Origin of the sequence: Streptomyces sp. C36 (assembly GCF_040932295.1) — a bacterium.
GTDB lineage: Bacteria > Actinomycetota > Actinomycetes > Streptomycetales > Streptomycetaceae > Streptomyces > Streptomyces triculaminicus.
In genome coordinates this window covers 642,811-655,839 of the sequence record NZ_JBFQGI010000002.1, presented here as the reverse complement: position 1 = coordinate 655,839, position 13,029 = coordinate 642,811, and the positions used below count along the sequence as shown (strand labels likewise).

At 74.2% G+C, this 13,029-nt stretch carries 14 protein-coding genes; 7 read left to right on the top strand and 7 right to left on the bottom strand.

From position 1 onward, the window contains the following. The first annotated feature begins 45 nt into the window (after window positions 1–45). Window positions 46–1,434: a cysteine desulfurase/sulfurtransferase TusA family protein gene (locus tag AB4K12_RS08580; protein WP_368433614.1), complete on the top strand. Its 1,389-nt coding sequence runs from the start codon at window positions 46–48 to the stop codon at window positions 1,432–1,434. A gap of 43 nt (window positions 1,435–1,477) precedes the next feature. On the opposite strand, the gene AB4K12_RS08575 is transcribed toward AB4K12_RS08580, so the two are convergent. Further along, the gene (locus AB4K12_RS08575) at window positions 1,478–2,452 is read right to left on the bottom strand and encodes a carbohydrate kinase family protein (RefSeq protein WP_368433613.1); all 975 of its coding nucleotides are present in this window, start codon (window positions 2,450–2,452) and stop codon (window positions 1,478–1,480) included. A gap of 175 nt (window positions 2,453–2,627) precedes the next feature. Between AB4K12_RS08575 and AB4K12_RS08570 the strand changes: the two genes are divergently transcribed. After that, window positions 2,628–2,840 (top strand): hypothetical protein, encoded by a 213-nt coding sequence (locus tag AB4K12_RS08570; RefSeq protein WP_086573973.1) that lies wholly within the window; start codon window positions 2,628–2,630, stop codon window positions 2,838–2,840. 117 nt (window positions 2,841–2,957) lie between these two features. After that, complete coding sequence (locus AB4K12_RS08565) at window positions 2,958–4,511, top strand: hypothetical protein (protein ID WP_368433612.1); 1,554 nt, start codon at window positions 2,958–2,960, stop codon at window positions 4,509–4,511. Window positions 4,512–4,609: 98 nt separating this feature from the next. Here AB4K12_RS08565 and erpA read toward each other — a convergent pair whose 3' ends face one another. Continuing rightward, a complete protein-coding gene (erpA, locus tag AB4K12_RS08560) occupies window positions 4,610–4,966 on the bottom strand; it encodes an iron-sulfur cluster insertion protein ErpA (protein ID WP_368433611.1) in 357 nt (118 codons plus the stop codon). A gap of 243 nt (window positions 4,967–5,209) precedes the next feature. Between erpA and nadA the strand changes: the two genes are divergently transcribed. Then, window positions 5,210–6,397 (top strand): quinolinate synthase NadA, encoded by a 1,188-nt coding sequence (nadA, locus tag AB4K12_RS08555; RefSeq protein WP_362259105.1) that lies wholly within the window; start codon window positions 5,210–5,212, stop codon window positions 6,395–6,397. Window positions 6,398–6,470: 73 nt separating this feature from the next. Here nadA and AB4K12_RS08550 read toward each other — a convergent pair whose 3' ends face one another. From AB4K12_RS08550 to AB4K12_RS08535, 4 genes are all read right to left on the bottom strand, one after another. Continuing rightward, window positions 6,471–7,157, bottom strand: coding sequence for a response regulator transcription factor (locus tag AB4K12_RS08550; RefSeq protein WP_086574066.1), 687 nt, complete (start codon window positions 7,155–7,157; stop codon window positions 6,471–6,473). Next, window positions 7,154–8,473, bottom strand: a complete 1,320-nt coding sequence (locus AB4K12_RS08545) for a sensor histidine kinase (RefSeq protein WP_368433610.1) — start codon at window positions 8,471–8,473, stop codon at window positions 7,154–7,156. The genes AB4K12_RS08550 and AB4K12_RS08545 overlap by 4 nt, the downstream gene beginning before the upstream one ends. Before the next feature lie 115 nt (window positions 8,474–8,588). Further along, a complete protein-coding gene (locus tag AB4K12_RS08540; protein WP_368433609.1) occupies window positions 8,589–8,867 on the bottom strand; it encodes a hypothetical protein in 279 nt (92 codons plus the stop codon). Window positions 8,868–8,977: 110 nt separating this feature from the next. Beyond that, the gene (locus AB4K12_RS08535; RefSeq protein ID WP_362259114.1) at window positions 8,978–9,775 is read right to left on the bottom strand and encodes a PspA/IM30 family protein; all 798 of its coding nucleotides are present in this window, start codon (window positions 9,773–9,775) and stop codon (window positions 8,978–8,980) included. A gap of 291 nt (window positions 9,776–10,066) precedes the next feature. Here AB4K12_RS08535 and AB4K12_RS08530 point away from each other — a divergent pair, with 291 nt between their 5' ends. Together AB4K12_RS08530 and AB4K12_RS08525 are read left to right on the top strand one after the other, a co-directional pair. Next, window positions 10,067–10,618, top strand: a complete 552-nt coding sequence (locus AB4K12_RS08530) for a DUF3043 domain-containing protein (RefSeq protein WP_368433853.1) — start codon at window positions 10,067–10,069, stop codon at window positions 10,616–10,618. Window positions 10,619–10,677: 59 nt separating this feature from the next. After that, a complete protein-coding gene (locus AB4K12_RS08525) occupies window positions 10,678–11,418 on the top strand; it encodes a methyltransferase domain-containing protein (RefSeq protein WP_307843135.1) in 741 nt (246 codons plus the stop codon). Window positions 11,419–11,493: 75 nt separating this feature from the next. On the opposite strand, the gene AB4K12_RS08520 is transcribed toward AB4K12_RS08525, so the two are convergent. After that, a complete protein-coding gene (locus tag AB4K12_RS08520; RefSeq protein ID WP_368433608.1) occupies window positions 11,494–11,706 on the bottom strand; it encodes a hypothetical protein in 213 nt (70 codons plus the stop codon). A 114-nt stretch (window positions 11,707–11,820) separates the two neighbouring features. Between AB4K12_RS08520 and AB4K12_RS08515 the strand changes: the two genes are divergently transcribed. Next, window positions 11,821–13,020 carry a bifunctional adenosylcobinamide kinase/adenosylcobinamide-phosphate guanylyltransferase gene (locus tag AB4K12_RS08515; RefSeq protein ID WP_368433607.1) on the top strand — a complete coding sequence of 400 codons (1,200 nt, stop codon included), beginning with the start codon at window positions 11,821–11,823 and terminating at the stop codon, window positions 13,018–13,020. Window positions 13,021–13,029: the final 9 nt, after the last annotated feature.

The following is a 13,029-nucleotide window of genomic DNA, read 5'->3' as shown; positions in this document are numbered from 1 at the left end:
CGGCGGCCGCGGGCCGTCCCGGCGACGGGAGTTAGCGTTTCTTACGTGCCCTACTTCGACGCGGCCTCCGCCGCCCCTCTGCACCCGGTCGCCCGCCAGGCGCTGCTGGCCGCCCTCGACGAGGGCTGGGCCGACCCGGCCCGGCTCTACCGGGAGGGCCGCCGGGCCCGGCTGCTGCTCGACGCCGCCCGCGAGGCCGCCGCCGAGGCCGTCGGCTGTCGCCCCGACGAGCTCGTGTTCACTCCTTCGGGGACACGCGCGCTGCACGACGGCATCGCCGGCGCCCTCGCCGGACGCCGCCGGGTGGGCCGCCATCTGGTCGTCTCCGCCGTCGAGCACTCCGCCGTACTGCACTCGGCGGACGCCCTGCGCGCGGCCGGCGGCACCGTCACCGAGGTGGAGGTGGACCGCGCCGGCCGCGTCGACGCGGCGGCGTACGCGGCCGCGCTGCGGGCGGACACCGCCCTCGCGGCGCTGCAGTCCGCCAACCACGAGGTCGGCACCGAGCAGCCGGTGGCCGAGGTGGCCGAGGCCTGCCGGGCGGCCGGGGTGCCGCTGCTGGTGGACGCGGCCCAGTCGCTCGGCTGGGGCCCGGTGGCGCCGGGCTGGTCGCTGCTGACGGCCAGCGCGCACAAGTGGGGCGGCCCCTCGGGGGTGGGCCTGCTGGCCGTGCGCAAGGGGGTGCGGTTCGCCGCCCAGGGCCCCGCGGACGAACGGGAGTCGGGCCGCTCCCCCGGCTTCCCCGACCTGCCCGCCGTCGTGGCGGCCGCGGCCTCGCTGCGGGCGGTGCGCGCGGAGGCGGCGGCCGAGGACGCCCGGCTGCGGGCGCTGGTGGAGCGCGTACGGAACCGGGTGCCCGAGCTCGTACCGGACGTGGAGGTGGTCGGCGACCCCGTGCGACGGCTGCCGCACCTGGTCACGTTCTCCTGCCTCTATGTGGACGGCGAGACGCTGCTGCACGCGCTGGACCGCGAGGGCTTCTCGGTCTCCTCGGGCTCGTCGTGCACCTCCAGCACCCTGCGGCCGAGCCATGTGCTCCAGGCGATGGGGGTGCTGTCGGAGGGCAATGTGCGCCTGTCGCTGCCGCGCGGCACGTCGCCGGAGGACGTGGAGGCCTTCCTCGGCGTCCTGCCGGGGGTCGTCGCGTCGGTGCGCGAGGCGCTGGGCGCGCCGGCGGCCGCCGCTCCGGCCGCCGCGGCCGGGGCCGGGGAGGAGCTCGTGGTCGACTCGCTCGGCAAGCGGTGCCCGATCCCCGTGATCGAGCTGGCGAAGGTGATCGGGGACGTGCCGGTGGGCGGCCTCGTGACCGTCCTGTCCGACGACGAGGCGGCGCGCCTGGACATTCCGGCGTGGTGCTCGATGCGCGGCCAGGAGTACGTGGGCGAGCGCCCGGCGGAGACCGGGGTCGCGTACACGGTGCGGCGCCTCGCCTGACGGCGAGGGGGCGGTGAGTGCCGCCCCCTCCCGCGCCGGGGGATCAGGCCAGGTGGGCCTGGATCTCGGCGGCCGCCTCCTGGCCGTAGGCCTTGGTGAAGCGCTCCATGAAGTGCCCGCGCCGCAGCTCGTACTCCTGGGTGCCCAGGGTCTCGATGACGAGGGTGGCCAGCATGCAGCCCAGCTGCGCGGCGCGCTCGAGGGACAGGCCCCAGGTCAGGCCGGCCAGGAAGCCCGCGCGGAACGCGTCGCCGACGCCGGTCGGGTCGACCTTGGCCTCCTCCTCGGCGCAGCCGACCTCGATCGGCTGCTCGCCGACCCGCTCGATGAGCACGCCGCGCGCGCCCAGCGTGGTGATGCGGGTGCCGACCTTGGAGAGGATCTCCTCGCTCGTCCAGCCCGTCTTGGACTCGATGAGCGCCTTCTCGTACTCGTTGGTGAACAGGTACGTCGCGCCCTCGATCAGCACGCGGATGTCGTCGCCGTCCATGCGGGCGAGCTGCTGGGAGGGGTCGGCGGCGAAGGGGATCGCGCGGGCGCGGCACTCCTCGGTGTGGCGGATCATCGCCTCGGGGTCGTCCGCGCCGATCAGCACCAGGTCCAGACCGCCGACCCGGTCGGCCACCGGCTGCAGCTCGATCTGGCGGGCCTCGCTCATCGCGCCGGTGTAGAAGGACGCGATCTGGTTGTGGTCGCTGTCGGTGGTGCAGACGAAGCGCGCGGTGTGCAGGACCTCGGAGATGTGCACCGAGGCGGTGTCGACGCCGTGCCGGTCCAGCCAGGCGCGGTAGTCCGCGAAGTCGGCGCCGGCGGCACCGACGAGGACCGGGCGCAGGCCGAGCACGCCCATGCCGAAGCAGATGTTGGGGCCCACGCCGCCACGGCGCACGTCGAGCTCGTCGACCAGGAAGGAGAGGGAGACCGTGTGCAGCTGGTCGGCCACGAGCTGATCGGCGAAGCGGCCGGGGAAGGTCATCAGGTGGTCGGTGGCGATGGAGCCGGTGACAGCGATACGCACGACGGATCTGCTCCTGGTGGCGAGGCGGTGATGGGGAACGAAAAACAACGAGAAGAGCCACACCACGCTACCGGTTCCCCGGACATCCACCAGGTCCGGTTCCGGCCGGTCGGTGGGCAGATCTACCTAATAGTAGGTCTTACGTACCGCGCACCGGCGTGCGTACGGTGCGGGTATGCCGAAGACTGTGAAGGACGTCACGCCCAGAGAGCCGGAATCGCTGGCCGATCTGCGCAGGGACTGCGCCCGGATGGCCCCGCACTGGACCGGCACCACGGTGGCCGCCCCGGCGCCCGCCGCGCACACACCCCTGTCGCTGATCCACGGGGTCCGGGTGCCCGCCCGGTCGGCCCGGCTGCTGGACGGAATGTCGGAGTACGGCGACTGACGGCACCGCACCGGAGGAAACACTGGAACCGCTCGCTCCTGCGCTCCGTCCAAGCGGTGTCCCCCTCTCGGGGGATGCGGCAGTACTGAAGTTTGAGCGGAGCGAAGGAGCGATGCGGTGAGCACCGAGGGCGGCACTCCGGGCGGTGGCCCCGACAAACGGCAGCGGAAGCACTCCCCGCTGGCGGTGGCATCGGTGGCGGCGGCGGTGCTGCTGGCCGGGGGCGGCGGGGCGTACTGGGCGTCCACCGCCGGGCACGGCGACGGCGGGGGCGCGCCGGGCGCGGCCGGCGCGAGCGGTACCCCCGCCCCGCTGGCGCTCGACGGCTACCCGGCCGGCACGGCCGGCGGCGGCGCCTCCCAGGGCATCGCGGTGGGCGAGCCCGACCCGAACGGCGTGCGCTACCGGGCGTCGGGCAGCCTGCCCGACGGCCCCCGGACGGCGCCCGTGCACCTGCCGGGGAGCGAGGTCTCCGGCGCCGAGGTGGCCGCCCTGGCCAAGGCCTTGGACGTGCGGGGCACCCCCCGGCTGGCCAAGGACACCTGGACGGTCGGCGGCGGCCCCGACGCGGCCGGGCCCACGCTGCAGGTGAGCCGGCAGGGGCCGGGCGACTGGGCGTACTCGAAGTACGGCGTGCCGGGCGGCACGTCCTGCGCCCACCCGCCGGGCGGGGGGCCGAAGGAGCAGGGCTCCTCGGGCACCTCCCCCGGCCTGGACTCGCCGGCGCCGGCCTGCCCCTCCTTCCGTGACGGTTCGCCCCAGGCGGACCCGGCGGCCGCGGGGCCGGTGTCGGAGGACAAGGCGAAGAGCGTGGTCGCCCCGGTGTTCAAGGCCCTGGGGCAGGACGGCGCGAAGGTGGGCGCGACGGCGGTCCACGGCGCGGTACGGACCGTCACCGCCGACCCGGTGGTCAACTCCACGCCCACCTACGGCTGGCGGACCAGCCTGCAGGTCGGCGCGGACGCGCAGGTCGTCGGCGGCAGCGGGCGCCTGCAGACGCCGAAGAAGGGCGCGGCGTACCCGCTGATCACCGCGCGCAAGGCGCTGGAGGAGCTGAACCGGGGAGCGGGCACCGGCCGGGTGGCCGTCGGGGGCTGCGCGACGGCGGTTCCGTTCCGGGACGGGGACGGCTCCGGCGACGCCCCCTGCGAGGGCAAGCGGGACGGGCGGGAGCCGGTGACGGTGACCGGCGCGGTCTTCGGTCTGTCGGCCCAGTCGGTCTCCGGCCGCCAGGCCCTGGTGCCGTCGTGGCTGTTCACCGCGAAGATGCCGGGCGCGGACGACAAGGACGGGACCGTCACGATCGCCCAGCCGGCGATCGACCCGAAGTTCGTCGCGAAGGCGCCCACGACGCGGCCCGTCGGCCCGTCGGCCACCGCTCCGGCGTCCTCGTCCCCGGTGCGGGTGGACGCGTACACCGCCGAGGACGGCGGCAAGAAGCTCGTCCTGCACTTCTGGGGCGGGGTCTGCAGCACCTACGCGGCCTCCGCCGAGCAGTCCTCGTCGGCGGTGACGGTCAAGATCACCGGCACCGAGAAGGAGCCGGGCCGGGCCTGCGTGATGATCGCCAAGCGCATGGAGACGACGGTCACGCTGGACGAGCCGCTGGGTGACCGCAAGGTCGTGGACGTGAGCAACGGCGAGACCGTGCGGGAGCGGCAGGGCAAGTAGCCGGCGGGCAGCCGGGCAGGCGAAAGGGGCGGCACCGGTGGGTGCCGCCCCTTTTCTCGCGTGTCCCGCGGCCTGCTCTCGCAGCCGGGCGGGCCGCTTTAGCTGAACGAGTCGCCGCAGGCGCAGGAGCCGGTGGCGTTGGGGTTGTCGATCGTGAAGCCCTGCTTCTCGATGGTGTCGACGAAGTCGATCGAGGCGCCGTGCAGGTACGGGGCGCTCATGCGGTCGGTGACGACCTTGACGCCGTCGAAGTCCTTGACGACGTCACCGTCGAGCGAGCGCTCGTCGAAGAAGAGCTGGTAGCGCAGGCCGGAGCAGCCACCGGGCTGGACGGCGACGCGCAGGGCGAGGTCGTCACGACCCTCCTGCTCCAGCAGGGTCTTGACCTTGGTGGCCGCGGCGTCGGACAGGAGGATGCCGTCGCTCACAGTGGTCTTCTCGTCCTGTACGGACATCTGCTTCACTCCCGGGTCTTGGTGCGGACTGCTTGCCTGTGGCAGCAACCGCCGGCGTCCCGGATTCATTCCGGGCCTGAACTGACTTCCGCTTTTCATGCTCGCACACCCCTCGACGGATCGGGAATGTGTCACATCGACGCGATCATCATCGTCAAACTGACGTGAAGGGGTTATGATAGATAGCGTCAAATTGACGACAAGGCCCGACCGGCCGTCCGCAGAACAGAAAGGGTGCGTGTCGTGACCACCGCCCAGCCCTTGGACTTCCAGGCCCCCTCCCCCTCGCCCCTCGCCCTCCTGCTGCTCGGCCGCGAGTCCGACCCCCGCAGCGAGCGCGGCGTGGAGTGCCCCGGCGACCTGCCGGCGCCGTCCGACCCGGACCTGGTGGAGCGTGCCCGCGCGGCCAAGGCGAAGCTCGGGGACAGGGTCTTCGTCCTCGGCCACCACTACCAGCGCGACGAGGTCATCGAGTTCGCGGACGTCACCGGCGACTCCTTCAAGCTCGCCCGCGACGCCGCCGCCCGGCCGGACGCCGAGTACATCGTCTTCTGCGGCGTGCACTTCATGGCCGAGTCCGCGGACATCCTGACCACGAGCGACCAGCAGGTCGTGCTGCCCGACCTGGCCGCCGGCTGCTCGATGGCCGACATGGCCACCGCCGAGCAGGTCGCCGAGTGCTGGGACGTGCTGACCGAGGCGGGCATAGCCGACGTGACCGTCCCGGTCTCGTACATGAACTCCTCGGCGGACATCAAGGCCTTCACCGGCAAGCACGGCGGCACCATCTGCACCTCCTCCAACGCCGAGCGGGCGCTGAACTGGGCCTTCGAGCAGGGCGAGAAGGTCCTCTTCCTGCCCGACCAGCACCTGGGCCGCAACACCGCCGTCCGCGACATGGGCATGTCGCTGGACGACTGCGTCCTGTACAACCCGCACAAGCCGAACGGCGGTCTGACCGTCGAGGAGCTGCGCGCGGCGAAGATGATCCTGTGGCGCGGGCACTGCTCGGTGCACGGCCGCTTCTCGCTGGACTCGGTCAACGACGTGCGGGAGCGCATCCCGGGCGTCAACGTCCTGGTGCACCCCGAGTGCCGGCACGAGGTCGTCGCGGCGGCCGACTACGTCGGCTCGACGGAGTACATCATCAAGACCCTCGAGGCCGCCCCGGCCGGCTCCAAGTGGGCCATCGGCACGGAGCTGAACCTGGTGCGCCGCCTGGCGAATCGATTCGCCGGTGAGGGCAAGGAGATCGTCTTCCTCGACAAGACGGTCTGCTTCTGCTCGACCATGAACCGCATCGACCTGCCGCACCTGGTCTGGGCGCTGGAGTCGCTGGCGGCCGGCAAGGTCGTCAACCGCATCGAGGTCGACCCCGAGGTCGCGAGCTTCTCGAAGCTGGCCCTGGAGCGGATGCTGGCGCTTCCGTAGCCCGCGCCCGTCCCGGCCGACGCCGGCCGGACCGCCCCGAGCGGTCCGGCCGGCGTTCCGCGTCCGGGGGCCTTCAGTCGGTTCTCGGCCGCACCAGCCCCGACTCGTAGGCGATCACCACCAGCTGCGCCCGGTCCCGGGCGCCCAGCTTCGCCATGGCCCGGTTGACGTGCGTCTTGACCGTGAGCGGGCTGACCGTCAGGCGCTCGCCGATCTCGTCGTTCGACAGGCCGCCCGCCACCTGCACCAGCACCTCGCGCTCCCGGCCGGTGAGCGTGTCGAGCCGGACCGCGGCGGCACCGGCCGGGCGGTCGGCGGGATCCCCCTGGGCCAGGAACTTCGCGATCAGCCCCTTGGTCGCCGCGGGCGACAGCAGCGCCTCGCCCGCCGCCGTGACCCGGATCGCGGCCAGCAGTTCCCCCGGCTCCGCCCCCTTGCCCAGAAAGCCCGAGGCGCCGGCCCGCAGCGACTGCACCACGTACTCGTCGACCTCGAACGTCGTCAGCATCAGCACCCGCACCGCCGCCAGCGCCGGGTCCGAGCAGATCTCCCGCGTCGCGGCGAGGCCGTCCGTCCCGGGCATCCGGATGTCCATCAGCACCACGTCCGGCACATGCGCCCGGGCGAGCTCGACCGCCTGCGCCCCGTCCGCGGCCTCCCCCACCACCCTCATGTCCGGCTCCGACTCCACCAGCACCTTGAACGCGCTGCGCAGCAGCGCCTGGTCGTCGGCCAGAACGACGGTGATCGGCTCAGTCATGCGTCAAACCCTAGGGGCCGCACATCACCCGTACGGGCCTGCAGCGGCAGCACCGCCCGTACCCGGAAGCCGGGCGCGTCCCCGCCGAGCGGGCCCGCTTCGCAGACGCCGCCCAGGGCGGTGGCGCGCTCACGCATGCCGATCAGGCCGTGGCCGCCGCCGGACGCGTCGCCCGCCGCGCCGCCCTCCGGGGCCCGGCCGGGCCCGTCGCCGCCGTCGTCCAGGACGGTCAGGTGCAGGCTGTCCGCGCTGCGCAGCAGGGCGACCTCCGCGCGGGCGCCGGAGCCCGCGTGCTTGTGCACATTGGTCAGCGCCTCCTGCAGCACCCGGTAGGCGGTCAGGTCGACCGCGCCGGGCAGCGGGCCGAGGACGGCCGCCGCCCCGGCGGCGCCCGTCGCGGTGCCGGACCCCTCCGGCAGGGTGGAGGCCGCCGCGACCTCCACGCGCAGGCCCACCCGGGCGAAGCCGTCGACGAGCTGGTCGAGGACGCCGAGGCCGGGGGCCGGCTCGGTGGGGGCCTCCGGATCGCCGTACTGGCGCAGCAGGCCCACGGTCGCGCGCAGTTCCTCCAACGCCGAGCGGCCGGCCTCGCGGACGTGCGCGAGGGCCTGTTTGGCCTGCTCGGGGCGGCTGTCCATGATGTGCGAGGCGACCCCGGCCTGGACGTTGACCAGGGCGATGTGGTGGGCGACCACGTCGTGCAGCTCGCGGGCGATGCGCAGCCGTTCCTCGGCGACGCGGCGGCGGGCCTCCTCCTCGCGGGTGCGTTCGGCCCGTACGGCCCGTTCCTCGATCGCGGCGACGAAGGCCCGTCGGCTGCGGACGGCGTCGCCCGCCGCGCCCGCCATGCCGGTCCAGGCGAAGAGGCCCACGTTCTCCTGGGCGTACCAGGGCGGCGGGCCGAAGAGCATGACGGCGGCGGTGACGACGGCGACGGTCACCGCGACGATCCGCCAGGCGGTGGGCCGCTCGGTGCGGGCGGCGACGGTGTAGAGGGCGACCGCGGTGGCGGTGGCGACCTGGGTGCGCGGGGGCCCGCCGTCGTGGGCGGTGACGGTCGCGGCGACCGTCAGCGCGGCGGTCAGGGCCAGCACCGCGCGCGGGGCCCGGCGGCGCAGCGCGAGCGACGCGCAGGCGGCCGTGGCCAGCAGGGCGAAGACGAGGCCGGGCGGATGGGCGGCGGTGCGCGGGCCGAGGTAGACGCCGACCAGGACGAGGCCGAGGACGAGGACGGCCAGCAGGGTGTCGGCGGCCAGGGGATGGGCGCGCAGCCAGCGGTGCGGGCGGGCGAGGCCCGTGGCGGCGAGGGAGGTCATCGCGGTACCGATCGGGGGCGGGCCGGCATCGGGTGGGTGCGGCGGCGCCGCGCCCCCGCCCGGTCGGGGCGGGAGCGCGGCGGGGAGCCGGGGATGTGCGGTGCGGAACCCGGTGTCAGCCGGGGATGAGGCCGTCGTCGCCGAGCATCGCGCGAACGTCGGCCAGGGAGGAGTCGGGCGCGGGCAGGATCAGTTCGGAGGGTTCGAGCGCGTCGTCGGGCAGCGGCGTGCCCAGGCGGCGAACGGCGTCGAGCAGGGAGCCCAGCGTGCGCCGGAAGCCTTCCTCGTCGCCGCTCTCCATCTCCTCGAGCAGCTCGTCGTCCAGCGTGTTGAGCTCGGTGAAGTGGCTGTCGGCCAGCCTCACCTGGCCCTCCCCCATGATCCGTACGATCACGACGGTCTCCCTTGCGTAGGGCGAGTGAGATGCCTGCGAGCCGAGTCTGCCAGCTCCCGCCCGGGTCGGCTCGTAGCCGCCCGGCCCGTGCCTGCCCGTGGTCCCGTGGGTCAGCTCTTGTCGAAGCGCGGCTGGTCCTGGGGGTGGTTCTGCTGCGCCTGGCCCGCGGAGCCGCCCTCGATCGCCTGCTGCCGGCCTCCGCTGCCGCCCGCCAGCTCGGCCTTCATCCGCTGGAGCTCCAGCTCCACGTCGGAGCCGCCGGAGATGCGGTCCAGCTCGGCGGTGAGGTCGTCCTTGGCCATGCCGGTCGGGTCGTCGAGCGCGCCCGAGGCGAGGAGCTCGTCGATGGCGCCGGCGCGGGCCTGCAGCTGGGCCGTCTTGTCCTCGGCGCGCTGGATGGCCATGCCGACGTCGCCCATCTCCTCGGAGATGCCGGAGAAGGCCTCGCCGATGCGGGTCTGGGCCTGGGCGGCGGTGTAGGTGGCCTTGATGGTCTCCTTCTTCGTCCGGAAGGCGTCGACCTTGGCCTGCAGGCGCTGGGAGGCGAGCGTGAGCTTCTCCTCCTCGCCCTGGAGGGTCTGGTGCTGCGTCTCGAGGTCGCTGACCTGCTGCTGCAGGGCGGCCCGGCGGGTCAGCGCCTCGCGCGCCAGGTCCTCCCGGCCCAGCGCGAGCGCCTTGCGGCCCTGCTCCTCGAGCTTGGAGGACTGGCTCTGCAGCTGGTTGAGCTGGAGTTCCAGGCGCTTGCGGGAGGTCGCGACATCGGCGACGCCACGGCGCACCTTCTGCAGGAGCTCGAGCTGCTTCTGGTACGAGTAGTCGAGGGTCTCGCGGGGATCCTCGGCCCGGTCCAGGGCCTTGTTGGCCTTTGCGCGGAAGATCATTCCCATCCGCTTCATGACACCGCTCATGGGCCTCGCGCGCCCCCTTCTGACCGAACTGATCGGGCTTAGGCTCCAGCACATCCTTCAGAACCCACAGTACGGGCCCCGCTTCCATTACCGCACTGTTCGGCCGTGGATGCGCTCCTCCTGCAGGACGATCAGCACCCCCCGCCCTCCGGCGCGAGGAGTAGGGGGCGGGGCGGCGCCGACGGCCGCCGCACTCCGTTGCCGGATCGTGCCCGAACGGGACGCCCGGACCCCGTACCCTTGGGTTCTGTGTTCCGAAGCCGTTCGAAAGCGCAGGCCGCGACCCCCGAGGTGACCGCGGACCAGCCCAAGAAGCCCCGTGATCCGCAGGCCCCCAAGGGCCGACCCACCCCCAAGCGGAGTGAGGCCTCCGCCGGGCGCCGCTCCCTGGCGAGCACGCCCGCCAACCGCAAGGAGGCCGCCAAGCGGCAGCGCGAGGCGCGCCGCGTGGACCTGGCCAAGCAGCGCGAGGCGCTGGCGAGCGGGGACGAGCGGTATCTCCCCGCCCGCGACAAGGGCCCGGTGCGGTCCTTCGCCCGTGACTTCGTGGACGCGCGGTACTCGGTGGCGGAGTTCTTCCTGCCGCTGGCCGTGCTGATCCTCATCCTGAGCATGATCAACCGCGGTGCCTTCCAGAGCTATGTGCTGCTGGCGTGGCTCGTGGTGATCGTGCTGATCGTCATCAACTCGGTGGTCACCGCCCTCACCTTCAAGCGCGCCCTCAAGCAGCGCTTCCCGGACGAGAACACCCGCGGTGCCGTCCCGTACGCCCTGATGCGCACGCTGCAGATGCGCCGCCTGCGCCTGCCCAAGCCGAAGGTCAAGCGCGGGGCGAAGCCCTGAGCGCCTTCGCGCCCGGCTTCGGCGGTGGCGCGTGGGGGTGGCTCGAGGGGCTCGGGGGGCTGCGGAACATTGTTCGCCAGGAGCTGGTCGCCCGCCAGACGGACGAACAGATAGCCGCCCGTTTCCCGGTCGGCCGGCGGCTGCGCGTCCTCGACGTCGGCCCCGGCCAGGGCACCCAGGCACTGCGCCTGGCCCGGGCCGGGCACGAGGTGACGGGCCTGGAGCCGGATCCGCGGATGGTCGAGGCGCTGCGCCTCGCGCTGTCCGCCGAGCCGGCCGGCATCCAGGAGCGCGTGCGCATCGTGGAGGGCGACGGCCGCGACACCGGCGCGCACTTCCTGCCCGGCACCTTCGACGTCGTGCTGTGCCACGGCGTCCTGATGTACGTGGCCGAGCCGGATCCGCTGCTCGCGGGCCTGGCCCGGGTGCTCGCCCCGGGCGGGGTGCTCTCGCTGGTGGTGCGCAACGCCGACGCCCTGGCCATGCGGCCGGGCCTGTCGGGCGACTGGGACACCGCGCTGGCGGCCTTCGACTCCCCCGCCTACACCAACCGCATCGGCGTCGAGGCCCGCGCGGACCGGCTGGAGGCGCTGACCGCGACGCTCGCCGGAATCGGGGCCCCGCTGCAGGCCTGGTACGGCGTGCGCGTCTTCACCGACCTGGCGGCCGACGACCAGGCGCCGCCCGTCGGCGCCGAGCTGGAGCGCCTGCTGGCCGCCGAGGACCGGGCCGGGCGCACCGACCCGTACCGCGCGGTGGCGGCCCTGCTGCACCTGTGCGGAGTGCGCGGCGGCTCGTAGGAACGGAAGAACGTGCGAAGACCGCCGGCCGGACCCCGGGAAAGAGGGGTCCGGCCGGCGGTCTTCGCGCGTCGGTCACTCCGCGGCGGCGTGCAGGCTCATCGGGCCCGCGTAGATCTCCGTGTCGTCCTCGAAGAGGCGCACCTGGTCCACACCGCCCTCCAGCAGGTCCTTCCAGTTCTCCCCGATCCAGGACTCCGCGTCACCCTGCGTCGTGAACTCCTCCGGCTCCAGCGCCGGGGGCGTCTCGCTCCCGTCGCTCTTCTCGAACCGCCACGTCCACACCATGTCCGCCTCCTGGGGGCTGAAGTGAGTGTCCGTCCCGCAGCCTAACGAACCGTCGGGAACGAGAAAGGGTGAGCCCCGCGCGCCCGCCGCGCGGGGACGCGAGACGATCAGGGGGTGGAACTGACTCTCCTCGGCACCGGAGCCCCCGACGGGCTGCCGCGCCCCGGCTGCCCCTGCGCCGCCTGTGCCGTCGCCGTCGGCGACGCGGCGCGGGCGGCGACCTCGCTGCTCGTGGACGACGCGCTGTTGCTGGACCTCACCCCGGGCCCGGCGTTCGCCGCCGCCCGTGCCGGGCACTCCATCGCGGGCGTGCGCCAGGTGCTGCTCTCGCACCCGAACGACGGCCCCGCCGTGGAGTTCCCGGCCGGGCTGCCCGCGCCGGGCCGGGTGCCCGACGGCCGCGAGCTGTCGGTGATCAGCGGCCACCGGGTGCGGGCCATGGCGCTGGACGCGCCGGGCACGGGGTACGAGGTGACGTCGCCGGACGGGCAGCGGCTGCTGTACCTGGCCCCCGGCGGGGGCCCGGCCGGGCTGCACGGGCACGTCGGCCCGTACGACATGGTGCTGCTCGACGTCGTCGGGCGGCCCGACGCGCTGGCCCGGCTGCGGGAGACGGGCGCGGTCGGGGCGACCACGAACGTGATCGCGGTGCACCTGGACCACGACGTCCCGCCGGGGCCCGAGCTGCACCGGCGGCTGACGGCGGCGGGGGCCCGCGCGGTGCCGGACGGCACGACGCTGTCCGTCGGCGACTACCACGCCGTACCGGACGTGCCCCGGCGGACGCTGGTGGTGGGCGGGGCCCGCTCGGGCAAGTCGGTGGAGGCCGAGCGGCGGCTGGAGTCGTTCCCCGAGGTGCTCTACGTCGCCACCGGCGGCACCCGCGACGGCGACGCGGACTGGGCGGAGCGGGTGGCCCGCCATCGCGACCGGCGGCCGGGCTCCTGGCGCACGGCCGAGACCTGCGACCTGGTGCCGCTGCTGGCGGAGCAGGGCCCGCCGCTGCTGATCGACTGCCTGGCGCTGTGGCTGACCGACGCGATGGACTCGGTCGGCGCGTGGGACGACGCCCGGTGGGCCGGCGGCGGGGCGGCCGAGCTGGCCGGGCGGGTCGGGGAGCTGGTGGCCGCGATACGCGCCACCGGCCGCACGGTGGTCGTGGTGAGCAACGAGGTCGGCTCGGGCGTCGTCCCGGCGTCGGCGTCGGGCCGCCGCTTCCGCGACGAGCTGGGCCGGCTGAACGCCGCCGTGGGCGACGAGTGCGAACACATGGTGCTGGTGGTGGCCGGGCAGGCGCTGACCCTGCGCGGCTAGGGCGCGCGG